The organism is Guptibacillus sedimenti (assembly GCF_028610665.1).
Lineage (GTDB): Bacteria > Bacillota > Bacilli > Bacillales > Guptibacillaceae > Guptibacillus > Guptibacillus sedimenti.
Map to the genome: position 1 here is coordinate 144,514 of NZ_JAQQWV010000002.1, position 24,908 is coordinate 169,421.

At 40.8% G+C, this 24,908-nt stretch carries 26 protein-coding genes and 1 other annotated feature; of the genes, 16 read left to right on the forward strand and 10 right to left on the reverse strand.

Going from position 1 to position 24,908, the window contains the following annotated elements:
• Nucleotides 1–42: 42 nt before the first annotated feature.
• Together dacB and guaC are read right to left on the reverse strand one after the other, a co-directional pair.
• Entirely contained in the window at nucleotides 43–1,524 is a 1,482-nt protein-coding gene (dacB, locus tag PQ578_RS08965; protein ID WP_273833651.1) for a D-alanyl-D-alanine carboxypeptidase/D-alanyl-D-alanine endopeptidase, read from the reverse strand.
• 252 nt (nucleotides 1,525–1,776) lie between these two features.
• Nucleotides 1,777–2,760 (reverse strand): GMP reductase, encoded by a 984-nt coding sequence (gene guaC, locus PQ578_RS08970; RefSeq protein WP_224882848.1) that lies wholly within the window; start codon nucleotides 2,758–2,760, stop codon nucleotides 1,777–1,779.
• 196 nt (nucleotides 2,761–2,956) lie between these two features.
• Here guaC and PQ578_RS08975 point away from each other — a divergent pair, with 196 nt between their 5' ends.
• The 10 genes from PQ578_RS08975 (at nucleotide 2,957) to PQ578_RS09015 (ending at nucleotide 7,332) form a co-directional block, all read left to right on the forward strand.
• Nucleotides 2,957–3,400: a VOC family protein gene (locus PQ578_RS08975; RefSeq protein ID WP_273833653.1), complete on the forward strand. Its 444-nt coding sequence runs from the start codon at nucleotides 2,957–2,959 to the stop codon at nucleotides 3,398–3,400.
• Nucleotides 3,400–3,882 (forward strand): GyrI-like domain-containing protein, encoded by a 483-nt coding sequence (locus PQ578_RS08980; protein ID WP_273833655.1) that lies wholly within the window; start codon nucleotides 3,400–3,402, stop codon nucleotides 3,880–3,882. The genes PQ578_RS08975 and PQ578_RS08980 overlap by 1 nt, the downstream gene beginning before the upstream one ends.
• 4 nt (nucleotides 3,883–3,886) lie before the next feature.
• Entirely contained in the window at nucleotides 3,887–4,318 is a 432-nt protein-coding gene (locus tag PQ578_RS08985) for a VOC family protein (RefSeq protein ID WP_273833656.1), read from the forward strand.
• On the forward strand, nucleotides 4,318–4,497 hold the full coding sequence (locus PQ578_RS22405) for a VOC family protein (RefSeq protein ID WP_337958010.1): 180 nt from the start codon (nucleotides 4,318–4,320) through the stop codon (nucleotides 4,495–4,497). Before PQ578_RS08985 ends, PQ578_RS22405 begins: the two co-directional genes overlap by 1 nt.
• Nucleotides 4,472–4,705 (forward strand): VOC family protein, encoded by a 234-nt coding sequence (locus PQ578_RS22410; protein ID WP_337958011.1) that lies wholly within the window; start codon nucleotides 4,472–4,474, stop codon nucleotides 4,703–4,705. Before PQ578_RS22405 ends, PQ578_RS22410 begins: the two co-directional genes overlap by 26 nt.
• 107 nt (nucleotides 4,706–4,812) lie before the next feature.
• A complete protein-coding gene (locus PQ578_RS08995; RefSeq protein ID WP_273833658.1) occupies nucleotides 4,813–5,379 on the forward strand; it encodes a DUF4825 domain-containing protein in 567 nt (188 codons plus the stop codon).
• Nucleotides 5,369–5,578: a hypothetical protein gene (locus PQ578_RS09000; protein ID WP_273833660.1), complete on the forward strand. Its 210-nt coding sequence runs from the start codon at nucleotides 5,369–5,371 to the stop codon at nucleotides 5,576–5,578. Before PQ578_RS08995 ends, PQ578_RS09000 begins: the two co-directional genes overlap by 11 nt.
• Before the next feature lie 20 nt (nucleotides 5,579–5,598).
• Complete coding sequence (locus PQ578_RS09005) at nucleotides 5,599–5,892, forward strand: TIGR04104 family putative zinc finger protein (protein ID WP_273833662.1); 294 nt, start codon at nucleotides 5,599–5,601, stop codon at nucleotides 5,890–5,892.
• Nucleotides 5,893–6,087: 195 nt separating this feature from the next.
• On the forward strand, nucleotides 6,088–6,900 hold the full coding sequence (locus PQ578_RS09010; protein WP_273833664.1) for a phosphatidylserine decarboxylase: 813 nt from the start codon (nucleotides 6,088–6,090) through the stop codon (nucleotides 6,898–6,900).
• A 237-nt stretch (nucleotides 6,901–7,137) separates the two neighbouring features.
• Nucleotides 7,138–7,332, forward strand: a complete 195-nt coding sequence (locus PQ578_RS09015) for an aspartyl-phosphate phosphatase Spo0E family protein (protein WP_224882834.1) — start codon at nucleotides 7,138–7,140, stop codon at nucleotides 7,330–7,332.
• Between the two features lie 86 nt (nucleotides 7,333–7,418).
• Here the strand turns inward: PQ578_RS09015 and ald are convergent, their stop codons facing one another.
• Together ald and PQ578_RS09025 are read right to left on the reverse strand one after the other, a co-directional pair.
• On the reverse strand, nucleotides 7,419–8,543 hold the full coding sequence (ald, locus tag PQ578_RS09020; protein WP_273833668.1) for an alanine dehydrogenase: 1,125 nt from the start codon (nucleotides 8,541–8,543) through the stop codon (nucleotides 7,419–7,421).
• Nucleotides 8,544–8,667: 124 nt separating this feature from the next.
• The gene (locus tag PQ578_RS09025) at nucleotides 8,668–9,900 is read right to left on the reverse strand and encodes a PucR family transcriptional regulator (protein ID WP_273833670.1); all 1,233 of its coding nucleotides are present in this window, start codon (nucleotides 9,898–9,900) and stop codon (nucleotides 8,668–8,670) included.
• A gap of 270 nt (nucleotides 9,901–10,170) precedes the next feature.
• Here PQ578_RS09025 and ppsA point away from each other — a divergent pair, with 270 nt between their 5' ends.
• The 4 genes from ppsA (at nucleotide 10,171) to PQ578_RS09045 (ending at nucleotide 16,128) form a co-directional block, all read left to right on the forward strand.
• Nucleotides 10,171–12,540 carry a phosphoenolpyruvate synthase gene (gene ppsA / locus PQ578_RS09030; protein WP_273833672.1) on the forward strand — a complete coding sequence of 790 codons (2,370 nt, stop codon included), beginning with the start codon at nucleotides 10,171–10,173 and terminating at the stop codon, nucleotides 12,538–12,540.
• 45 nt (nucleotides 12,541–12,585) lie between these two features.
• Nucleotides 12,586–12,836 (forward strand) — a binding site (T-box leader).
• A 68-nt stretch (nucleotides 12,837–12,904) separates the two neighbouring features.
• Nucleotides 12,905–14,134 carry an MFS transporter gene (locus PQ578_RS09035; RefSeq protein ID WP_273833675.1) on the forward strand — a complete coding sequence of 410 codons (1,230 nt, stop codon included), beginning with the start codon at nucleotides 12,905–12,907 and terminating at the stop codon, nucleotides 14,132–14,134.
• Between the two features lie 323 nt (nucleotides 14,135–14,457).
• Nucleotides 14,458–15,021, forward strand: coding sequence for a copper resistance CopC family protein (locus PQ578_RS09040; protein ID WP_273833678.1), 564 nt, complete (start codon nucleotides 14,458–14,460; stop codon nucleotides 15,019–15,021).
• Between the two features lie 3 nt (nucleotides 15,022–15,024).
• On the forward strand, nucleotides 15,025–16,128 hold the full coding sequence (locus tag PQ578_RS09045) for a copper resistance D family protein (protein WP_273833680.1): 1,104 nt from the start codon (nucleotides 15,025–15,027) through the stop codon (nucleotides 16,126–16,128).
• Between the two features lie 173 nt (nucleotides 16,129–16,301).
• Here PQ578_RS09045 and PQ578_RS09050 read toward each other — a convergent pair whose 3' ends face one another.
• The 6 genes from PQ578_RS09050 to PQ578_RS09075 form a co-directional block, all read right to left on the reverse strand.
• Nucleotides 16,302–16,814 carry a DUF3189 family protein gene (locus PQ578_RS09050; protein ID WP_273833682.1) on the reverse strand — a complete coding sequence of 171 codons (513 nt, stop codon included), beginning with the start codon at nucleotides 16,812–16,814 and terminating at the stop codon, nucleotides 16,302–16,304.
• A gap of 93 nt (nucleotides 16,815–16,907) precedes the next feature.
• Nucleotides 16,908–17,828: an AEC family transporter gene (locus tag PQ578_RS09055; protein ID WP_273833684.1), complete on the reverse strand. Its 921-nt coding sequence runs from the start codon at nucleotides 17,826–17,828 to the stop codon at nucleotides 16,908–16,910.
• 89 nt (nucleotides 17,829–17,917) lie between these two features.
• Nucleotides 17,918–19,186 carry a 2-hydroxycarboxylate transporter family protein gene (locus PQ578_RS09060; protein WP_273834956.1) on the reverse strand — a complete coding sequence of 423 codons (1,269 nt, stop codon included), beginning with the start codon at nucleotides 19,184–19,186 and terminating at the stop codon, nucleotides 17,918–17,920.
• 215 nt (nucleotides 19,187–19,401) lie between these two features.
• Complete coding sequence (locus tag PQ578_RS09065; protein WP_273833685.1) at nucleotides 19,402–20,127, reverse strand: response regulator; 726 nt, start codon at nucleotides 20,125–20,127, stop codon at nucleotides 19,402–19,404.
• Nucleotides 20,124–21,734 carry a DcuS/MalK family sensor histidine kinase gene (gene dcuS, locus PQ578_RS09070; RefSeq protein ID WP_273833687.1) on the reverse strand — a complete coding sequence of 537 codons (1,611 nt, stop codon included), beginning with the start codon at nucleotides 21,732–21,734 and terminating at the stop codon, nucleotides 20,124–20,126. The genes PQ578_RS09065 and dcuS overlap by 4 nt, the downstream gene beginning before the upstream one ends.
• 138 nt (nucleotides 21,735–21,872) lie before the next feature.
• Nucleotides 21,873–23,330 (reverse strand): MDR family MFS transporter, encoded by a 1,458-nt coding sequence (locus tag PQ578_RS09075; protein ID WP_273833688.1) that lies wholly within the window; start codon nucleotides 23,328–23,330, stop codon nucleotides 21,873–21,875.
• Between the two features lie 318 nt (nucleotides 23,331–23,648).
• Here PQ578_RS09075 and PQ578_RS09080 point away from each other — a divergent pair, with 318 nt between their 5' ends.
• Together PQ578_RS09080 and PQ578_RS09085 are read left to right on the forward strand one after the other, a co-directional pair.
• Entirely contained in the window at nucleotides 23,649–24,365 is a 717-nt protein-coding gene (locus PQ578_RS09080) for a class I SAM-dependent methyltransferase (protein WP_273833690.1), read from the forward strand.
• Between the two features lie 16 nt (nucleotides 24,366–24,381).
• Nucleotides 24,382–24,906 carry a GrpB family protein gene (locus PQ578_RS09085; protein ID WP_273833692.1) on the forward strand — a complete coding sequence of 175 codons (525 nt, stop codon included), beginning with the start codon at nucleotides 24,382–24,384 and terminating at the stop codon, nucleotides 24,904–24,906.
• Nucleotides 24,907–24,908: the final 2 nt, after the last annotated feature.

Below are 24,908 nucleotides of genomic sequence, written 5' to 3' on the forward strand. Positions count from 1 at the left end.
TATACAAAAAAGGGAGACTGATGTAGTCTCCCTTTGCTCATTCTATTTTTCATTTGAATACATAGCCAAAACAACTGCAATTTCATCCTCAATATCCTTCATATCATCCTCTTCAACAAATTGATTCAGCATAATGGAAAACACAAGGCCGTTGCCTTGTTCCACATAGCCTGAAAGAGAAGAGACCCCAGTTAAGGAACCGGTTTTCGCATGAACAATTTGTTCTGCAGCGGTATCTCTCATACGATAACGAAGGGTACCTCCTTCAAAGCGGTCGACATCGCCCGCAACGGGGAGCGAATAGTGAAAGGCTTCAAACCAGCTTTTCGTTTGAATGCGATACAGGTAGTCGGAAAGCTGATTGGGTTTTATTAACGAAACGTGGGAAATGCCCGATCCGTCTCTTAGTCGCATCTCATCCGTATCCAGTCCAACCTCTTTCAGGAAATCGTTCATGACTTCCAACCCTGCATCCCAGCTGCCTTCCTTTTTCTTCACTTTTCCCATTTCTTTTACTAATATTTCTGCGTGACCGTTATTACTTAGCTTCATGAAAGGGATTAGAAGCTCCGATAGTGGCATGGATTTCTTTTCAACGAGTAGAGTTGCCTCTTTAGGTGTAGTGCGCAGCAGCATGTCACCTTTAAATTGAATGCCAGCTTCTTTTAGGGCTTGCTTCATTAAACTAAGCGCATATTCCGCTGGATTCCAAACCGCAATCCATTCGCGCTTACGCGTTGCATCCACAGATATTTCCCCTTCGACTAAAATCGTACTTGAACCATGTTCACGTGTGATGCTTAGTTCCGCATCCTCGTCTGCACTGACTGTTTTCGCACGGTTCTGTACTTCGATCACATCAGATGAAGGTGATAGACGAACATCAACTGGATCGCCAGGGTGTTTGCCCGGGTATGCTTCTACGATGACAGTACCGGCATCATAATCTTCATTTGGTGAAGCTGTTAGTGCTGAAATCTTGGCGCCATAGTAGTTATCTTCATCCGACCAGGAAAGGTCTTGAGACAGAGCTTCATCTTCATACCAGCTGTTATCTCCGATCAAATCGCCTTTAATTTTATGTACACCTTTTTCTTTTAATGAGTGTGCGAGTTCATCGAAATCTTCTTTAAGGAGAGTTGGATCGCCTTTTCCTTTAAGGTAAAGATCCCCTTTCAAAAATTTGTTTTTCACTTCTCCATCCGTTAAAAGTTCGGTCGTAAAACGGTAATCCGGTCCAAGTGTTTCAAGGGCAGCGCCAGCCGTAAATAATTTCATGTTAGAGGCAGGCGTAAGGCGGGTCTCGCTGTAATTCTCATAAATCAGTTCTCCGGAGTTTGCTGATCGTACGCTTATTCCGGCAATGGCGCCATCAAGGCGTTCATCTGAGAGGATCTCATTAAGCTCGGTGGAAAGATTACTATTTGTTTTGTCGGCACTGACATCCTGGTTTGATGATAAAGGAGGAAAGATCAGAACAAATAGCAGCAAGAGGACTAGGCCGGTTTTAAAAGTTTGTTTCAATTCATCAGCTCCTCGTTGTTTAGTATGATCCAATAGCCTTTTGTCTAAATGATTTAGAAGAAGTTCTTCACTCACCTCCGGATTTATTTATTGAATACTCGATCTTAATAAACTTTCGTTTATCGCATTCAAATCCCCTTTGATTTCAATGTAAGTTGAATCTTTTTACACATAAGAAAAGAAGAGAAGTAGTTCATTAAGCCTATGCGAAAAGAACATAAAAAAGCAGCTGCATGATCGCAGCTGCGCTTCTTAATAAACTTTATCTCCATTAAAAATAGAGTTCTTGACGACAACGTAATCGACTGTACGAATGGATTCAAGCTTGTCTCCACCAGAATATGAGATAGCCGACTGAAGATCCTGTTCCATTTCTGTAAGGGTGTCTTGAAGGTTCCCTTTATGTTCCACAAACATTTTCTTACCTTCCACATTTTTCTTCTCGCCTTTTTGAAATTCAGAAGCTGATCCAAAATATTCTTTGAATCGCTTGCCGTCGCGTTCAACGGTTTCTCCAGGAGATTCTTCATGTCCTGCAAAAAGGGAGCCAATCATGACCATCGAAGCTCCAAAGCGTACGGATTTTGCAATATCGCCGTGCGTGCGAATGCCGCCGTCAGCAATAATCGGCTTTGTTGCAGCTTTTGCACACCAGCGAAGTGCCGCTAGCTGCCAGCCACCAGTTCCAAAACCGGTTTTAATTTTTGTAATACACACTTTTCCGGGACCAATTCCAACCTTTGTTGCGTCCGCTCCAGCATGCTCGAGTTCACGGACTGCTTCCGGTGTCCCAACATTTCCGGCAATGACAAAGCTATCAGGTAAGTGGTTTTTAATGTGACCAATCATTTCGATAACCGCATTCGAATGACCGTGCGCAATATCAATCGTAATATAGTCCGGTGTAAGTCCCTGTTCTTTAAGCTGTTCGATAAACGCGTATTCCTCGTCTTTTACGCCAACGCTAATCGATGTGATCAGCTCACGTGCGTTCATATCTTGAATAAAAGCAATCCGCTTTTCTGGTTCAAAACGATGCATCACGTAGAAGTAGCCTTTTTCAGCTAACGTAACCGCAATCGTATCATCAATAATTGTCTGCATGTTTGCAGGTACAACTGGTAGTTTAAATGTATGCTTGCCAAGTGTAACAGAAGTATCACACTCTGATCGACTGTTTACGACACATTTAGCGGGAATTAGTTGGATATCTTCATAATCAAATACGTTTTCCATGAGATTCACTCCTAAAAACGAATAATACGTTTTAATTTTATTTAAATGTTCGTCCATTTGATAATTTACAGCAATTTCTTATTGTTGTCAAAGACTTTTTTTTATCCATTTCTTAACTAGTATTAAAGTTGGAAGGGATTTCATACATGTCTATGGAACAGTACATTTAAGAAAATGTACTAAAGGAGATGATGTGATGAAGCAGTCCTTGCTTCGCATTGGTTCTACTTATCTACCTGTTATGGATGTTAAACGAGCGACAGAGTGGTATGTATCGAATTTAAATGCCGAGCTGAGCTATCTAGATCAGCATAAAGCGATTTTGAATATGGCTCATCAAAGCATTTTTTTAGTCAAAGCCCAAGAAAAGGAATGTGCCAATTTCTATGATCGTGAAGGAAAAGAGCACTTTTCTTTAACGTTTGAAGTGGATGGAATTCGAGAGCTTGAAATGCTTCGAGAGGAATTTTTGTCGAAAAATATGAAGGTCGGTGAACTGGAAAACAGGGGACATACTGGTAGAAACTTTGTCTTCTATGATCTAGATGGAAATATGTTTGATGTATGGAGTGAAATCAGTTCAGAATTCAAAGAACGTTATCTCGTTCCAGATCCGATTAGTGAGGAGCCGACAAATTGATGGGAAAGCGTAAGGTTCACGTTGAAATGCTGGATAAGCTTTATCTTGTCGGCATAAGAGTTCGCTGCCCGGCAGAGGAGTACGCATGGCAAATTCCGTTAGCGGCAAAACAATTAGATGCCCGTAAAAAAGAGATTGCTAATGTGTTGAATTTTCATCAGCAATTAGGTGCTTTTGTCGTAGACGCTTCATCTGAAGAGAAGGATGGGTATTGGGTATGCCACCAAGTAAAGAAGATAGAGGCTGTGCCGGAGGGAATGGTGTCGTTAAGAATTCCTTCTCAAACCTATGCGGTTCTAAAGCATAAGGGATCGAACATGGGGATTTTAAATACATATGAGGAACTGCATACTTGGATCACCAAAAGCGGTTTGAAGAGAAGGTTAGGTGCCTGGCACCTTGAACGTTTTTATCATTTTAAGGATACAGAACAGATTGAGGTTGATCTGATGGACACCATTCATGATGAAAAAAGGAGATGATGTAATGATTCGAATTGGTAGTGTATTTATTCCAGTAACAAATCTTGAAAAGGCAACAGCATGGTATGAAGAAAATCTTAGCGTAAAGAAGATTGAGGAGTGGGGAGAAGGCGTTGGGAAGGGAGCAGGTTTTTACTTTCCAAAAGGTTCTACTCAGCTTGGTCTTGAACAGGTTGAAACGAGCCAATCGGCGGAGTTTCGAGTTCAGAACGAACAGAAAAATAGTTACTTTAATTTTCTTGTAGATGATATTTATGCCTTTTATCAAGAGCTAAAAAGTGAGGGAGTTAGAACCTCTGAGATTGAAAAGTTTGGAGGCATGACCTGTTTCGACTTTTATGATCCTGATGGAAATCCATTTAGTGTCGTCAATGAGGTGAAAGATTCCCCGTTTCATTCAGATCAAATTAAGAAACTTCAGACGGAGACACGTTAATGGCAACGGAGCTATGGATGAACTTGCCTGTAAAGGATCTGGATAAGTCGAAAGCGTTTTTTCACGACATTGGCTTTTCGGTACAGTCCATTGGAGATGGTGTGCAGGTTGGTATCCAGGGATCAAACGTGATGCTGTTTCCTGAGGCAAGATTTGAAACGTTCGCGCAAAGTAGCTGATGCTAGGAAGGCCACCGAAGTTCTTTTTTCGATAGGGGTTGATACCCGTGAAGAAGTGGATGATTTGGTTAAAAAAGTTGAAAAAGCTGGAGGAGTTATTTTCGCAAAACTAGGGTTAACGGACGGCTGGCTCTATGGGATGGGATTTATTGATTTAGATGGTCATCGTTGGAACGCTCTTTATATGGAAATGGAAAAAATGCCATAAGCAGTTAGGGTAACTCACAAGGAGTTACCCTTTTTGTAGTTTGAAACTTTCTAGCATTGTTTATCGTACTTATTAGTAGAGATAAAAACCAAGAAATGAGGGATAGGATGAGAAATATACGGCTAACGTTAGCGTTGGTTCTTCTTCTAGCGGCTGGCTGTTCAAGTGGCGTAGCGAGCGATCAAACTGCCATTAAAACGATGGAAGACGTTCAGTATGAATCGATACTTCCTTACAGCGGCACGTACGTAGGCAACAATTCTGACGTACTCGCTCTACTCAGTCACTTGCCAGGTGGAGAAACAGTCGGGAAATTAGATCTAACGAATGAAAAGATAAACGTTACATATGAAGTAAAAGGTGATCGTTCAGAAGAAACCTTTCATGATTACTGGTCCTCTGACAACAAGAATGCCCTAAAAACAATGCATTACAACGCGATTTATTTAAGCGTTCTCGTTCCAAATGCAAAAGGATATGAGTTTCATGTTCAAGAAAAAAATAGGAGCTTTACGAGAGATGAAATCACGACGATTCTTGGAGAAGAATTTCCTGATCTTCCGAATGAAGATGAACTTATGGACGATGAGACTGTTGAGGTATTTGTGACAAAACATAAGGAAGAGTTAGAAATGATCGCAAACAACTTTGAGGACTATTTTAATGAAAAATAAAAAGGAGCCTAGGCGTATAAAAAAAATTACTTTATTATGGCTTCTCCCCCTCGGCTTCTTTTTTATCATAGGAGTGGGATGGTATTTTAATCATCAAGTTATAGACTCAGCCGTTGAAGGATGTGAAAAAAAAGGAGGAGAAGTCAACTTGGAAAAAGATATCCTTGCGATAAACTGGAGTTTTTCTTGTGAAAGATAATAGATCAAGGAGGTTTGGTTATGCCAACTTGCCAGAACTGTGGATACATCTGGCGGTGGAAGGAAGCGATGAGACTAATCTATCGTTCAAAAGCCGCCTGTCCAAACTGTAACACAAAGCAATTTCTTTCTGCGAAAGCGAGAAAGCGATCAAGCTATACATCAATGCTCGTCGTAATTCCACTTGCCATTACTACGATATACAATTTATCATTATGGTTGTATTTAGGTTTTTCATTTGCCATTCTCGTCCTGATTCTTCTTCTATCTCCGTTTTATTATACGTTAAGTAATGAAGAAGAACCGCTTTGGTGAAGGAGCTACAAAAATCACGCACATACAAAAAGAGAGGTCGCCTATCAAAAGATGATGGCGACCTTTTTGTGGATAAATTTTAAATTCGACGTTGAAAGACGATCCTTAACATCATCGTGCTTGTCTTACACCCTATTAGATCGATGGAAATAGGGTAGTTTATAACAATAGAATCGAATATGCGGAGGGGTCCAATTGAAAAAGATAGTGTATCGAGGCATGATCGGTTTGCTCAATTCTAGGAGGTTAGGCTATTTCATTAATAAGATGAGCCGAACTCGATTCAGCAGGTGGCTGATTCCTTTATACGTGAAGCTGTTTAACATCCAAACGAACGAGCTGGATTTAAAGCTGAAGGAGTTTACGTCATTAGAAGCATTTTTTGTAAGAAAACTTAAATCTGGTTCACGTTCTGTTAAAGGAAGAGATAGCGATATTGTCAGTCCTGTTGATGCTAAGTTGGAGCAGTTTGGTGAGATCGATGACACGTTAATTAAAGTGAAAGGAATTAGGTATTCAATTGAGGACTTATTGCAGGATAAGGAAATGATTGCTCGATATCGGCATGGTGTATTCCTTGTGTTATATCTTAGTCCCAGAGATTATCATCGGATTCACGCTCCTGCTAATGCTGTTATAGGAAAACAGTATGAACTTGGTGGAAAATCTACTCCGGTCAATAAGTTAGGTATGACTTTAGGAAAGTCGCCCCTCTCGACAAACTACAGAATTGTGTCTGAATTAAGACAAGATGATGGGATGTTTATGGCTCTCGTAAAAGTGGGAGCGATGTGGGTAAATACGATTGAATTAACACACCCAACCTTAAACCTAGAAAAAGGAGAGGAAGTCGGCTTTTTTAGTTTTGGTTCCACCGTGGTGCTTCTGTTTGAAAAGGATAAGGTCTCTCTTTCTCCAAGATTAGAGCGGCAAGCGTCGATCAAAACAGGGGAGCCATTGGCAAGGAAAAGGAATTCAGAAGATATGGATTCTTCATTTAAGGAGTAGTCGTAAGAAAAAAATGAAAATATTTTCACTACCCTTTTTTTACAAAATATAGTAAACTATAACATGGACTGTTTTAAATGAACGACTTCGATAGCGTTGGATAAGAAAGTTGATCGTTATTTTGTTCGGGTGAAGGAAGACCTTTACGTTCACTCACTCCTTAATATCCACTTATAGAACGCTGTTTAAATCTACTTCTGTTTCTACTACAATCATTAAGGAAGGGAAGCGTTGAAATTGCCTATACAATGTTACACGAGATCAAATCTTCTAGCTCTCATTGATCAGAAAAAAGTAGTTTTAACATCAAAAGTGTTAGCTCATGGATTTACACATAAACAAACTGTCATGGCCAGTCAAGAGCTTGATAAGCTTCTTAATCGCTATCAATTTGGACAATATGAAGGAAGTCAATCGAGGTATCTAGCTTAATTGCTATTATTTCATTTTATTTGCAATAAGAAAGAGCCAGGAAGCAGATGATGCCTCCTGGCTCTTTGAAGTATAAACGTCTATTTTTAAGCGTGAGCTCCAAGCAATGCATCGTTTGCTGAAACATAGTCATAGCCAAGGTCTCTTGCGACAGCTTCGTACGTGATTGCGCCGTTTGCTACGTTCAATCCTTTTTCGAGTGCCGGGTTGGTTTGAATCGCAGTCGTTACACCTTTATTAGCAATTTGAAGCGCATAAGGAATTGTTACGTTTGTAAGTGCGATTGTTGATGTTCTAGGAACAGCCCCTGGCATATTCGCTACTGCGTAATGAACAACCCCATGTTTTTCGTATGTTGGGTTATCGTGCGTCGTGATGTGATCAACTGTTTCGATGATACCACCCTGGTCAATGGCAACATCAACAAGAACAGATCCTGGTGTCATGCTTTTCACCATTTCTTCTGTCACAAGCTTCGGTGCTTTTGCTCCTGGAATTAACACCGCGCCCACCACAAGGTCCGCTTCTTTAACAGCTTGAGCGATATTAAGTGGGTTTGACATTAGCGTGTTAATCGCATTTCCGAAAATGTCATCAAGCTGACGTAGGCGCTCAGCGCTTAAGTCGAGAATTGTTACGTCTGCTCCAAGGCCCATTGCGATCTTCGCTGCGTTTGTTCCAACAACGCCACCGCCGATAATCGTTACTTTGCCGCGTTTCACTCCAGGAACGCCGCCAAGAAGAATTCCTTTTCCACCTTTAGGTTTTTCAAGGATTTGTGCGCCAATTTGTGAAGCCATCCGTCCAGCTACTTCACTCATTGGTGTAAGAAGTGGGAGTGTTCCACGATCCACAACTGTTTCATAAGCGATTGCCGTTACGCCACTATCTTTAAGCGCTTTTGTTAATTCAGGCTCTGCTGCTAAGTGAAGGTAAGTGAAGAGAATGAGTCCATCACGGAAATAAGCATATTCAGATGAAAGTGGTTCTTTTACTTTCATCACCATTTCTTGGTTCCAAACGGATGCAGCATCTGCTGCAATCGTTGCGCCCGCTTCGCGATAGTCAATATCCTCGAAACCGCTTCCAATTCCTGCTTCGGTCTCAACTGTTACATGATGTCCAGCCTTTGTTAGGGCGATAACACCTGCTGGTGTAATCGCTACGCGATTTTCATTATTTTTAATTTCCTTTGGAATTCCAATATACATGATTTCATCCCCTTAGACAGTATTTAATGAACAAGTACCTCCGATTATAGACGTCCTTTTTTCATTTCACATTGTGTAAATAAGAGAAAAGGTCATAGGGTGTTTGTGTAATTACACAAACACCCTATGATTTCATTTGTTCGATTTTTAAATCAAGAAAAAGCGTTACTTTTTGATTGGCATTTTTTAAGTCAAGGTTCGCCACATCAGCGATGCGTTTGAGGCGATAGTTCAACGTATTGGTATGCACGTGAAGAGCGTGAGCTGCTGCTTTCACATTGCTGTCCTGCTGTAAATAAGTATCGAGCGTTTCAAGTAGTTGTGTATGATGAATGGCATCATACTGCTTTAATTTCTCGATATAAGGGTTTTGATAATGCTGACGCTCTTGATAGAGGAGGTCAATGAATTGATAAATCCCAAGATCCTGATAGCTATAGATCCCCGTAACTTCCCCTTTAAATCGTTCTTTAATTGACAGCACATGAAGCGCTTCGCGGTAGCTGTCTTTTATCGAAAGTGGGGTTTGATAGAGGGCGCCTGCCCCGCCTTTTAACGTATCAACACCAAGACGATTACTAATTTTCTCAACAAAAACTTGGACAAAACTCGTGAGCTGTTCAGCTGTGTTGAATTGGTTTGAAGGACGAACGAGTAAAATGAGCTGGTTTTGATCTAACGTACTGTAGATCAATTCGATTTGGTGTGAAGCCTGAATGTAATAGTTCATATGACGTTCAAGAGACTGCTGTATTTCTTCACTAAATTCAAAGATGACGATCGCCATCTCGCCCTTTACTTTTAGCTGATACATGGAAGCTTGCTGTTGGATGTGCTCTTCTTTTGTGTAATGACCCGTTAATAATTTCCAGAAAAACTCGCGATGCCCTTCTTCTGAATGACGTTTCTTAATGTCCAATTTCAGAATTTGGTTTTTAACCACTTTCGCGGCTTTTTTTAGAAGCGCGAGCTCCTCTTGAGTCACTTCCCAATTTAATTGAGCCCAAATAAAACCGAGTAGCTCTTCATTTTTCCTAACGGATATAGCGACTCTTTGGCCAAGTCCTACCTCTGGAATAGCAGGGATTATCACGGGGTCATCACTTTCAAAAAGCTGTGGAATGATGCCTTTTTTCCAGAGGCTTTTGATTACCTCTTCTGGTACTTTTCGTTTCATAATGGTGGCAATACGCGCCGGGTCCACATTTTCATCATGCGAACTATACGCGAGAATGCGATGATCTGAATCTTCTATGGTAACTGGGCAACCGAGGTTCTCTCGGATACAGTCAGCTAAATCTTCTAATGTACGGAATGGTCCCTGAAAAGGGTTATGACTTTCTTGATCGTTATGCATTTACAACCACTTCTTTCTTAATCTCAATACTCGTACTTTGGCGTCTAATTAAAAGTATACAAGAAAATTACCCCCTTTGTGGGATTTCACAAAGAGAAGTTAAGAAATTGTTAGGTTTCACAATTGAAAGAAGGCGTGGCAACAAAATGGAAAAAGTGACAGACTTAAGAACAAAAGGATCATAATTAAACTATTTAAAATAAATAGTATGACATAATTAAATTAATGTGTTATTCTAATAATCGAATCTAGTAGGGAGGCGTTGGATTAATGGTGGAGCAAAGTGCGATTCGATGGTTTCATGAAATAAGGAAAGAGGATATTGCTCTTGTTGGTGGTAAGGGAGCAAATCTTGGAGAGCTTACGCAGAGCGGTGTACACGTACCGCCTGGTTTTTGTGTAACAGCTGAAGCGTACGCAACGTTTATCTCGGAACGGGAACTTGATCAGTCGATTACACAAAAAATGAAAACGCTTGATTATGAAAATAACAATCAGCTTAATGAAGTGAGTGCAGAAATTAGAGAATGGATTCTGCAGACAGATATGCTTGAATCGCTTGAAGTCGAGATTCGCAATGCCTATGAAGCCTTTAGCCAGGATCTTAATGTAACCGATCCGTTCGTAGCCGTTCGAAGCTCGGCGACAGCTGAAGATCTTCCAGAAGCTTCTTTTGCAGGACAGCAAGATACATATCTTGAGATTTCTGGAATCACAGCGCTTCTTTATCACATCAAGAAATGCTGGGCATCCTTATGGACAGCACGAGCCATTTACTATCGCGAAAAACAGCAGTTCAACCATTTTGATGTCTCTCTTTGTGCGGTCGTTCAATTGATGGTGAATAGTGAAAAGTCAGGTGTGATTTTTACAGCGAATCCGATTACAGGTGAACGCGAGCAGATGATGATTAATGCGAGCTGGGGACTTGGGGAAGCGGTTGTTTCTGGGATGGTTTCACCAGATGAGTACATCGTCGATAAGAGATCGTTTAAATTAATCGAAAAGCACGTAGCCGAAAAGAAAGTGCTTGTCGTAAAGAAAGCTAATGCAATCGGAACGGATACGGTTGCGGTGAAAGAATATTTAAGTGAGAAACATGTGAACCAACAGTGCTTATCACAAGCTGAAATCGCTCAGCTTTCACGTGACGCTGTTCGGATTGAAGAACTTTATCAAACGCCGCAGGATATTGAGTGGGGACTTGATTGCCAAACGAACGAACTTTACATTCTACAAGCTCGTCCAATAACAACGCTTAAAGAGGAGGAAACAAAAGTGGTTGAAAAGGTAGAAACGCCAAAGAAGATGCTTGTTCGAGGATTAGCTGCCTCTCCTGGGTCTGCTAGCGGAAAAGTCCGCAAGATCAAAGATATTAGTGAAGTTTCTCTTGTAGAAGAAGGCGACATTCTAGTGACCATCATGACGAATCCGGATATGATTCCTGCTATGAAAAAAGCGGCAGCACTCGTTACAGATGAAGGTGGCCGTACGTGCCACGCCGCCATTGTTTCACGTGAGTTTGGCATTCCATGTATTGTTGGATCTTCGATTGCGACAGATGTGTTAATGGATGGAATGGAAGTGACGGTTGATGCGACGCGTGGAGTGGTTTATGAAGGAATTCTAAAAGAAGCTCAACCAGTCAAGAAAATGAAAGAAGCGGCTAACGAAGTGATGAACAGTACTGAAGGATTCAATGAAGCGCTTCTTCATCAGCTGGCTCCGATCACAGGGACAAAAATTTATATGAATCTCGGCGAGCCTGATCTAATCAATAAATACAAACACCTGCCGTTTGACGGCATTGGCTTAATGCGAACGGAATTTATCTTTTCAAATATCGGTATTCACCCGATGCATTTGTTAAAAACCGGACAGGAAGAGATGTTTATTGAAAAAATGTCCGAAGGAATCACGAAGGTGGCCCAGGATATCTATCCAAAGCCAATGGTTGTTCGCTTGAGTGACTTCCGCTCAAATGAATTTCGTGGACTCATTGGTGGAGATGAAGTAGAGCCAGTTGAAGCGAATCCAATGATCGGCTGGCGCGGCGTCTCACGCTATATTTCTCCTCAGTACGAAGAAGGATTTCGGTTGGAGTGTCGAGCGATTAAAAAGGTTCGCGATGAGTACGGCTTAATTAACGTTTGGACAATGCTTCCATTCGTACGGACAACGTGGGAAGTGGAGAAAGTAAAGAAAATTATGGCAGAAGAAGGCTTGATTCAAAATCAAGAATTCAAGATCTGGATTATGGCGGAAGTGCCGTCTGTGATTTTTGAAGCAGAGGAATTCGCGCAGCTTGTGGATGGCTTCAGCATCGGAAGCAATGATTTAACACAGCTTATTTTAGGATCTGACCGTGATTCTGGCATTCTAAACAGCATGGGCTACTTTGATGAGCGTAACCCTTCTGTAAAACGAGCGATTAAACAGCTGATTCATGGAGCGCATAAATATGGCAAAACCGTCTCGATTTGTGGGCAAGGTCCATCGACTTACCCAGAATTTACAGAGTTCCTCATTAAAGAGGGAATCGATAGCGTGAGCATAAATCCGGACACGGTGGCTGCTACAAGAAGGTCGGTTGCGTCTGTTGAACAGCGCATGATTTTAAATAAAATAAGAGGCTTGTAAATAAGCATTTACAAGGTGTAACTGTACTGGTATTATATAACAAAATCAAGTGCTATGATGAGAAGAGTAGATCATGCGACCTTATACAGAGAGCTCCGGTAGCTGAAAAGGAGTAAAGGTCACACGATTGAACCAAACCTCTGAGCTGTACATCGGAACCGAACGTGGGGATGGTGTAACGGGAGCTCCCGTTATAGAGCTAGGGTATAAGCAGCTTCTGCCGTACCTAATAAGAGTCATGTGGCGACACATGACTGAACCGGGGTGGCACCGCGATAAGCAATCTCGCCCCCGGGACTATATGTCCTGGGGGTGAGATTTTTTTATTGGTTCAAATACTTATCGCGAACGGAGCTGACTTGTCATGAAACGTCTTAGTGCTATTCGGAAGAACGACCTGCTGTTGCTTACATCAATGGGAATTACAAATATCGGTGGATGGGTTTATCATATTGCCCTTAATCTCATCTTATTAGATCAAACGGGCTCAGTACTCGCTGTAACAGGACTGTATTTACTCAAGCCGTTCGCCACTCTGTTCACAAATCCCTGGGCGGGCAGCTTGATTGATCGCGTGAACCAACGAAGGCTAATGATTTTAGTGAATGTCGCTCAGGCATTGGTGATGTTTATTCTCCCACTACTATCCAGTCTATGGATGATTTATGCTCTTGTTTTTCTGATTAACATGGGTAGCTCGATTTTTCATCCAACATCAATGACCTACATGACGAAGCTTGTTCCTATAGAAAGGCGAATCCGTTTCAATTCCCTTCGCAGCTTGGTCGATTCAGGTGCATTTGTGATCGGACCAGCGATTGCTGGTCTGTTATTTATCATAGGAACGCCAACCAATGCCATTTACCTTAATGCAGGAGCATTATTTCTTGCTGGACTGCTGTTTTTATTGCTACCTGATGTAGAAACAGGAAGTCTCATGAATCGATCAGGTACGATTTCATTTCAAATGATGAGAGAAGATTGGCGCATTGTATACACGTTTAGCCGAAGCGCCATTTTTGTTATTTTGATTTACTTTCTAGTGAGTGCAGTTGGCATATTGAGCTGGGGAGTAGATTCACTTGAAGCTAGCTTCGCAACAGATGTCCTTCATCTGGCAAACACCGAATATGGATTTCTCGTAAGTATTGCTGGAATCGGAGTTCTTCTAGGAGCTATTATCAATACCGTTATTGCAGAAAAAGGAGAACCGCTTTCGTTAATAGGAGGTGGAGCTATGGTGCTTTCCATTGGGTATCTGATATTTGCTACATCGTCATCATTTCAGTTAGCCGCGATCGGCTGCTTTGTCCTCTCCTTTTCCCTTTCATTCATGAATACGGGTTTCTACACTTTTTATCAAAACAATATTCCTGTTGACGTCATGGGAAGGATTGGCAGTGTATTCGAATGGATTGAGGCGATTTTTGTTATCGCTGTGATGGTCGGCTGCGGAATAGCTGCAGAAATCATATCGATACGATTTAGTGTGATCGTAGGCTCAAGTGTGATGCTAAGCTTTGCTTTCCTACTTCTAGGAGTTGTTTTGGTCAAACGAACGAGTATGAGGTCCGAGGCAGAACTGGCTAAATAGTAGCCATCACCCAAATGTTTTTTAATCAAAACCGCAATAAAAAAATGATCGAAGGACAAAAGTCAAGGCAGAACCCCTGTCTTGACTTTAATGGGAATATTGTTTCTATTCTTACTGAGAAAGTTCATGGAATATCCAAAACTGTTTCTAAGTTGGCATTGAATTCACTTTAAGCGTTTTTCATAATGGAAGTATGCTGTTGAGGAATGTGATGATTAGTTAATTATTCACACATTTAATCATGTGTTGTTTATCCGATTCATTCTGTTACATGAAACGGGTGAACTTTGCTGCTAACAGAATTAAACAATGGAGGATCGATCATGAAGAAAATAGTAGTATTAACGATAGCATGTCTACTCACGTTTGGGAATTTAACTTACGCCCACACTGGAATAGAAAGTTCTAACCCTGAGGATGGAAGTACGATCACAGAGGAGTTAACCACAGTAACGCTCACTTTCGAAACAGAAATAGAAGAAACAAGCTCATTTGAATTACAAAATGCGAATGGTGAAACTGTAGCTGTTGATAACATCACTGTTGAAAACAATACGATGACTGGAACGTTTGATCAGCCAATTGCAAACGGAGATTATGAAGTGCCGTGGAAAATCATTGGAGTTGATGGTCATCCGATTGAAGGAACGTTTTCTTTTTCAGTAGACGCACCTGAATCAGAAGTGGCCGAAGAAGAGTCAACTTCTGAAGAAGCAACGAATGATTCAGAAGCAGAAGATATAGAAGAACTAGTGGATAAAGAAGAAGAGACAAAGGCAGATACGGCTGAAGATGAAAGTACTAACGGTACGGTAATGGGCATCGTTATTGCTGTCCTGGTTATCGTACTCATTGGAAGTGTTTTGTTGATGAGGAGGAAAAAATAATCCATGTTGATTCTAACAGTAATCAGTGAAGCGCTGCTTTATATTAGCTTTGCGCTACTGATTGCGGATTATCTTTTCTCATTTATTTCAAATGATAAAAAGCCGGTTATTCATGTTCCTAAAAAAGTTCGGCTTTTGGCTGCCGTAGGGATTGCGCTTTTTTCCTTCATGCCGATTTTGGATTTACTTCTTTATTTATATGAGGACTATGGAATAGGACAAGCACTGTCGTCGGTATTAGTTACATTTAAAATAGGTCAGGCTTGGACTTTTACGGTTCTTCTATCCATTATTTTAAGCCTATATATTCTTTTTGTTGATGATGGACTGGAGAAGAGATACCCACTCATCGGTGTGGTTCTTCTTCTGTTTCTCATTCTAGGACTAGGATGGGCGAGCCACACAAGCTCTATTCATCCAGTTAAAGGATTCATCATTCACACAATACACTTTACGGCTGTCGTTACTTGGGTAGGATTGCTACTCGTTATAAGCTGGTTTTCAAAAAACGCGGCAAACTGGACGCAATTTTTGAAATGGTTTCATCCAACCGCTGTCATCTGTTTCACAGTAGTAGGGATCACAGGGTTATTGTTAATGCAGTTTGTTATTCCATTACAAGATTATCCTGATACATGGATGGTTTCTTACGGACAAAGCTTATTAATCAAACACTTGCTCATTGTTCCACTACTTGGATACGCCTTCCTGAATGGCGTCATCATGAAGAAAAAGCTTAAAGAGAGCAATGCATTTGATCCTAGACCGTGGACAAAAGTAGAATCCGTGATGGTGTTACTGATTTTTGCCGCTACGGGTGCGATGAGTCACTCTTCACCACCAAACAATCTGGCTTCTCTCATTAGTCTTGAAGGCGTATCTCCGCTGTTTACGCTTTTTACAAACGGCTTAGTTCCACCTGGTGCCTCTGTTGAATTAGTCGTTAACGTGAATGCGCTGTTGTTTGGCACTTTAGCAGTCGTGTTTATGGTGGTGATGATTGCTGGATTTATGAAAAAGATGGCACCACTCTTTTCGTTTCTAATGAGCGTATTGTTTATCATATCAGGCTATTTAGCGTTGTTACAAAGCGTTAAAATTATGTAATTATGAAACCCTCGAGAGCACTGCTCTCGAGGGTTTTGTATTCAATCTATCTATCGATATAATTGCATTATTTTGTTGCATTTACTTTTTTAAACAAAAACCTAGAAATCAGGTTGAATGAAAAGTGCACGTTGAACCAAACAATGATTCAACGCGCTATTAAGGAAGAAAAACTAAATTTTAAATTGCTCATTATCGAGTAGAAGTACTTTTTCAGTCGTTTGGTGGGCTTGTTTTTTCGTATGCTCAACGAGATCATAAATCAGTGGACTGCACTTTTTAGCCCCTTTGATGAGAAGTGGTACTCCGAGAGCATCGATGCCAAGGCCTCGAGAAAGACCTCCTCCTATTGACATAACGAACGGTACGGTCGGTGATGTGTTTGAGAGGATAATCTGGTCCTCTACTTGAAAATGTTCAAAAAGCATCATTGTCATGTCATATAGGGCAGGCACAATGAGTTTTGACGATTTTTTTCCGATTGTGTAGACTTTATGACCATCTGAATCACGGCCGTGGAAAAGGAGACGGCCCGCATCCTTTTTCGTTAGTTTGTTAAAAAAGGGCACGTTAAGGACCTCTTCACTCGTTAATGGAAGAGAAGAGGGCTTCAAGAGGTGTAAATGAAAAGCGGCTGCAATGGAGGTGGTGTGTGTGCCACCGTAGTCATGGTAAATGTAAATCATATGCTCATCCCTGTAATTGAATTTACTAACAAGTATTGCCTGATTAGGGGAAAACAATCCTGTGAAAAAGGTTAAGATTGTTAGTAGCTTTTCCTATACGGCTCCAACTAGCCATAATACTAGAGGGACGGTAATAATACTTGCCACTGTTGTTAAGAGTGTACTATAAGAAACAAGTTGTGGTTCTGTATTAAACTCAAGGGAATACATCGTGGTGTTAGCAGCGGTTGGCATGGATGCAAGTACAACTAAAATACTGCTAAGCAAAGGATTTAAGCCAAGTAATATAGTGAGAAGAAGTGCGAGTACAGGAGAAACAATCATTCTAATGGAAAAAACCGTAGATAAATCACTCCATTTGACACTTCCTCTCGTTAGTGAAGCGAGCTGCATCCCGAGGACAATCATAATCGTTGGAATCGTAGCATCTGCAACTAGATTGACTGCTTGCATGACGAACTCTGGAACCTTGAAGTCAGTTATTTGCACAATGATGCCGAGAAGAACAGCATGATTAATTGGCATACGAGAGATTTTTAGAAGAGAATCTTTCAGGCTATGCGTTGATGTGCTACTCCCTTTCGATGCATAATAAAGTCCGACCGTATTCATGAGCAATGACTGTATGACCATCATGATAATCGCATAGTGAACTCCTTCTTCCCCGTATGCAAATAGAATAATGGGCACACCATAGTTGCCGCTATTCATAAATACGGAAGAAAGGATCATAGCAGCGGATTTAGAACGTTTCAATGCTTTGATTCTCGAGATAATCGTAACGATAATAATTAGAATGATCATTAAGAGAAAGCAGAATATAAGGATATAAGCATAATCCATCGTGATCTCGTTTGTATAAAAGGTTTGAAAAGCGAGAAACGGATACATTAAATACAGCGCAGAAGTCGAAATGGATTTACGATCAAATCCGATTTTCTTCTGGCCAATGTAGCCAATCGCAAAGATAATAAAAGCCGGTAAAACAATTAGAATAACATCGATGATCTTCACCACATTTGCTTTTTAGTTTATTGATAAATGAACGACGTGAACTCCCACTATCTATGCGGATAGTGGGAGTTCTTTACAGTATACCTTGGTCAAGCGAGAAAGGGTATGACTAAACCTGCTAACAAGAGAATTAATGCCCCGCCGAGTCGGGATGATATCTGAGCAAATGGCATGAGTTCCATTCTTCTTGAAGCGGATAGAACGGCTACATCACCAGTTCCACCCATATTCGCCATACATAACCCAGCTGTTATAGCAGCCTCAATCGGATAGAACCCAACCAATTTACCAATTAATCCGGAACCGATAATTGCACCCAAAACGACACCGAATACGGTTAAAATATATTGTAGAGTAAGGGCTTCGAGTACCGTGTTTAAATCAGTATAAGCAATCCCGATGCCAAACAGTAGAGCAAGTGTCCAGTTACTTGCGACGAATTTGTACCACTGACTTGCTCCATCAATGACGTTCTTTGGAATAATGTCTGCTATTTTTGCAATAGCAACGATAATAATCATTAAAGCATACGGGTGTAGAGGAATGAAGTCTCCAAGTAATCCACCAATCGCAAAGAAGGTAATGGCGGCTAGTAATCCAATTCCCATCTTTTGAATATCATAAGTTTGTTTCTCCTCTTTGTATTGAAACCCTTTTATTAATTGCCCGTTACCTGTAAGGGAAGGGAATTTGTTACCGAGTAAGTTAAGCATGCTAGCGAGTACGATGGCAAATACGTTTCCAAGAGCAAGTGCAGGGACGAGCATGGAAATATAATATGCCGGATCATTACCCATTAACTCGGAATAAACCTGACTCATCGGAACAGCACCAGCACCCATACCACCACCCATAATTGGCATTGTGATAACGAGGATCGCGTCTCTTAAAGAAAAGCCTACAAGAGAACCTAATAAACCAGCGACAACAATTGCACCGACAACGGCCCCCATAATAGGTAAGAAGTAGCGCAGACCAACCTTTACGAGGATTTTCTTGTTCATTCCAAGGATACTTCCCGTAATGAGTGCAGCAATATAGAAGTTCAAGAATGCCCCATCTTTCATGAAAGTTGTCATTGTCGCGATCGAAGATTCAGGTAACCAACCTTCGTAAACAAGGAATGCGGCACCAAAGATGGCGATAATGGCGCCACCCCCAAGGTATGTTTTGACGATTGGTGTATGATCACCAATCCAACCTAGTAATTCTCCAAGTATAATCATAATAAGTAAACTACCAATCATACCGCCTGGAAGATTTCCAGTATAGAGACTTGTGAGTGTAATGGCCGCAAATATCACAAACCATAGCACTGGGAGACCAAAAATTTTAATGGATTTCTTTTCTTGACTTATCTTTTCGGACGAGGGGTCAGGTTGATTCTCATAATTTAACTCTTTAGCAGCTTGCACCAATTTGTTCACTCCTTTTTTTGCGTTATCATAAAAATAGCAGTATCGTAAACGCTTTCATTTATTGTTTTTATCATAAGATAATTGACAGAAAATTCACACGTTATGTAACTATTGATAGTAATGTAATTAAAAAAAGCAACCGGTAAGGTTGCTTTTTAAAGGTAATGGCGAATGGTAGATTGTTTTTCAGGATTAATCGCATATTGGTAAATAGGTCGGCCTACCCCATAAGTTAACGTCTCTTCCAAATAGCCAATACTACTTAGAAACTTTAAATATTTTCTTACAGATACTCTTGAGATGTTCGTAGTTGTTGCAATTTCATCTGTAGAAAACTGAGTAGCTTTAAGTGATAGAATGGTCGTATTAATCGTTTCAAGTGTGTTTTTTGTTAAACCTTTAGGTAAATGACGATTATCTGAAGGTACATGAACTTCTTCGGAAACTGGAAGTGTGGCCCGGAGCATATGATCGAGTTCTTTTTGATTCATCTGCTCTTTATCGTTAAGCTTGTAGTAATTCTGTTTATAGTTCAGAAGTGCTTCTTGAAACCGATCGAATTCAAAAGGCTTAATGAGATAATCAATGGCACCAAGCCTTAATGCTTGCTGAATTTGATTAATTTCGGAAGAGGCTGTTATTAAAATAACATCTACATCCCGATTTTGTTGTCGTACTAACTTCAGAAATTCGATACCGTTAACTCCTGGCATATAGACATCTAGAAGAACGAGGTCAATTTTTGTGGAAGCTAATGTCGATAACGCTTCGTTAGCTGTTTTTGAAAGGTGGCTTGGCGTAAAACCCTTCAGTTCCTCAACGTATCGCTTGTTCAATTGTGCAACCATTGGATCATCTTCTACTATCAAAACCTGAATCATAATGAACCATCTCCCTGATCATAAGGAACAATGATCGTAAATGTCGTTCCTTCACCTAAAATAGAATCTACGTCAATTGAACCATCTAATTTATCAATGCTTTGTCTAGTAAGGAATAAGCCAAATCCCCTATGTTTGCCGTCTTTCGAAGTATGTCCTTTCAAAAATATGTCTTCAAGTTTGTCTTCAGAAATCCCTTCTCCAGTATCAATGATCGTCATACTTAATAAATCATCAATATAAGAGAAAATCATGCGGATTTCTTGCTTTTCACTTGTAGAAACACTATCGATTGCATTATCGATAATGTTACCCAGAATGGTAATCAGTTCATGCGTGATTTTAGGCTGACCAGCCTGTGGAATCTCTGTTTCAAAGTCAATTGTCATGGTAACGTGTGATTCTCGAGCGTAGCTCATTTTCCCTATGATAAAACCTGCGAATATTGGATCTTTAATGTACTTTGTCACACTACCAATTTCGTCTGCTTGATGATCAACCAATTTGCTAATAAATTGAGTAACCTCTTCATAATCTTCCATTTTGATTAAACCGAGTAGAACTTGCAATTGATTCTTAAATTCATGAGATTGCGCTCGTAATGTATCTGCGTACATCTGTACACCAGTTAGTTGCTCTGCTAATTGATTTACTTCTGTTTTATCTCTAAAAGTGGCGATGGCCCCAACCACATGACCATTTACAATTAGAGGAACACGATTTGTAATAATTGAGACGCCATTAATCAACTGTTCTTGATCTAATTCTGCTTCTCGTGACATAAGAACTTCTTCGAGCCTTGTACCTGGCAGGAAATCGCTGATTTTCATCCCTAGAGGATCAGGTTTCTTCAAACTAGCCTGTGTGAAAATGCGTCGTGCTGACTTATTCACGAGAATAATCGTCCCGGTACGATCAATAGCAATAATCCCTTCATGTACAGAATGTAACATGGTATTTCGTTCTTCGTGTATACGAGCAATCGCATATGGTTCTAACCCAAAAAGGCTGTTTTTTATATATCGTGCTAATAAAAATGCCCCAATAATTCCTATAAGTACGCCAACCGTTGAACCAATAAGAATTTTCCTGTGACTCTGTTGGATAGATGATGTGACAGCTTCTAACGAAATACCAACTGCCACAGCGCCAATCTGATTCTGATTATTGTCGTAAATCGGTGTGAATGCACGTAATGATTTACCCAAAGTACCAGTTGATCTGGAAATATATTCTTCTCCATTAAGTGCCCTGAGTTCATCGCCACCAACAAAATGTTTTCCTATTTTTTGAACATCAGGATGTGATTTACGTATACCTTCCATATCCATTACCACAACAAAGAGGACATCAGAAGCTTGTTGAATGTTAGTGGTATATTCCTGTATGCTTATCTCTTCCTCAGGTACATCGGTTAATCCATCTTTCACAATTTTAGATTCCGCAATCGTTCTGGATATGGTAATCGCTTTATCCTCTAATTGATTTTCAATCGTTTCACTCGTCGTATTTGTAATCAAAAGATCTGTGATCAAGAGTGACATGGTGACTACCGTACATACAAAGATAATGATAATGGTACTTAATTTAAAGCGGTACTTTTGCATCGTTTTCACCTCGAGCTAAACAAAGGGCTTTAACTCTAGTGTAGTTGTTTATAGAGTAAATGAACATATGTAGTCATTCAATACAACTCAAAAAACCGCTCAGTCAAGCGACTGAGCGGTTAAATTAATACGTTTGTTTTACGCATTAACTGACTTAGGTTGATGTCGATTGTTTTGAATCGGTGCTTCATTCGTTTGAGCGTATTCTTGTTCAGGCGCATTCTTCTTCACAAAGAACGAAAGTCCAAGAGCGACAATTGACAGAACTAGAATCACGAGGAAGGCCATATTTACGCCATGAATATCTGGTCGAGCAATAGACGGCTGTTGTTGAGCCGTTTGAGCTGTTGTTGTCATAACGGTCACAAGGATGGCGGTACCAATTGATGCCGCAATCTGACGCATCGTATTGTTCATCGCCGCTCCATGCGGAATAAGGTGCTTAGGCATTTGATTCAAACCAGCCGTTGTGACCGGCATCATCACCATTGACAAACCAAACATACGAATCGCATACATCACCGTTAAGAACGTAATGGTTGTCGATGTGTTTAAAAACGAGAACCCGAGCGTTGCGCCGCTTACAATTGTTAAGCCTACAATTGCTAGGAGGCGCGCACCGATTTTATCAAAGATCCGTCCTGTAATCGGGGACATAAATGCTGTAATAACAGCCCCTGGAAGTAGAACAAGTCCGGACTCAAATGCGGTGAAGTCTCTCATGTTTTGCATATATAGTGGGATCAGCGTTTCGGACCCGATTAATCCAAGAAACATCATCATCCCAATAATGGTAGTAATGGTGAAAGTCTTATCTTTAAACACTCTAAACTCAAGCATCGGCTGTGAAAGGCGTAGCTGTCTTAAAATGAAAACAGTTAGCGCTACGACGCCAACGATCAGAACAACGATCGTTCTCATGCTGCTCCAGCCAATGTTTCCTGCACTTGTGAACGCATATAGCAATCCTCCGAATCCGATCGTTGAAAGAATAATCGAGATCGGATCGACTTTTGGAAACGTGAGCTCTGTGACATTTTTCATAACGAAATGGGCAACTGCAATAATCATAATAGCGAGTGGTAACATCGCCCAGAATAGGAGGCGCCACGAATAGCTTGCTGTAATCCAACCAGATAAAGCAGGACCAATAGCGGGCGCAAAGGAAATGACAAGTCCAATATAACCCATTGCAGCGCCGCGTTTATTAACAGGAAAGATCATGAGAAAGACGGTCTGCATAAGCGGCATCATTACGCCAGCGCCGGCGGATTGAATGACACGTCCAATTAACAAGACGCCAAAGTTCGGCGCGAATCCGCCAATGATCGTTCCGACTGAGAAAATACTCATCGCAGAAATAAAAAGTTGTCTTGTTGTAAATCGCTCAAGGAGAAAAGCGCTGATCGGGATCATAATTCCGTTTACAAGCATAAAGACTGTTGTCAGCCATTGTGCTGTATTTGCGGTAATGTTCATTTCCTCCATGATCGGTGGAATCGCCGTAATCATCAGAGTTTGGTTTAAAATTGTAATAAACGCTCCAGCTAGTAGAAGTGTAGCAATTAATACTTTGTTGTAAGGTTTGGTGGTCACGATAGGACTCCTCTCGTAATCTCTTATCATTTTTCATTAGTAGTTGTTTAGTTGTTATCTCTCAATCAATTACCAAATTATACGCTCATCATCGCTTCGTTACAAACGTCTTGATTGTAAATTTTCATTAAGATTGAATGGGGATTATTCCATATAATGGTATAATTAAATGGAATAATTCTAGTTAGCTAATAAAAACTGATTTTGGCCAATATATCTCGAATTTGGCCAATAAAACCGCATTTTGGACAATAAATCTTAGATTTAGCCAATAAACCTCCTTTGGGCACGCTCTTAATAAGGAGAAAGGTGGAAACGATGGAGAAAGTGATACGAAATGAAGAGGATTTGTTGCAACTACTAGATCAATTGCTCGAAGAAGAGAAGCCGATCAACTGGGATGCGTTTTATTCCGATCGTAAGCGTGAGGTGCCTTTTTTCGTCCATCTACCAGATGAAAATCTCGTTAGGTATTTCCAAAGCGAGTCGTTCAAACCTAGAAAAGTTCTTGAACTGGGCTGTGGGCATGGAAGAAATGCGATTTATCTTGCTGAAAAAGGGTGTAAAGTCGATGCAGTGGATGCATCCAAAGAAGCACTCAATTGGGCGAGGGATGAAGCGCATAAAAGGCAAGTGAACATAAATTTTATTGAAAAAAATCTATATTACCTTTCGCTCACTCCTCATACCTACGATTTTGTTTATGACTCGGGCTGCTTCCATCACATTGCGCCCCATCGCCGAATGAGCTATATTGCGCTTGTAAAGCGATCCTTAAAAGAAGAAGGAGAGTTCGCGTTAACGTGTTTTATCGAGAATGGCGAACTGGGAGGTTCTTCTCTTTCGGATCTAGAAGTATATCAAAAGCGGAGTCTTCAGGAAGGTCTGGGATTTACAGAAGAGAAACTGATTGCCATTTTTCAACAGGATTTCGAGCCAGTTGAAGTGACCGAAATGAAACAAAGGGATTCTGAAAGCGGCACATTTGGCGTAAGTGGTCTCTTGACCGCACGATTTAGACTCCGGAGTAGGTAAGAAGGGGTGAAGAAGAATGAGAAAAGTGGAAGTTCAGAACTTTAAAGAAATTTGGCGTGAACTTTTTTTGTTAGAGGCGAGGAAGATTGAGCAAGTATTTGGTCAGAATATGATCGAAATTCATCATATCGGAAGTACCGCTGTGAAGGGCTTAAAGGCAAAGCCAGTGATAGATCTCATGCCTGTTGTAAACGATCTCGCGTCTGTCGATCACCACAATGGAGCAATGGAATCCCTTGGTTATGAAGCACTTGGGGAAAATGGGCTACCCGGACGCCGTTTTTTTCGAAAAGGTGGCGATCAGCGTTCGCACCATGTTCATCTTTATGAAAAAGGACACCCGGATATTGATCGGCACTTAGCATTTCGAGACTATTTAAGTGAACATGAGGAAGACCGGATGCGCTATGGTGAGAAGAAAGCCGATTTAGCGGAGCGGTTCCCATATGAGATGGAAGCTTACATTGAAGGAAAGAATCCACTAGTCGAGGAGATCGAAGCTAAAGCGCTTGATTGGTATAAAAGTAGAGGATACGTATAAAA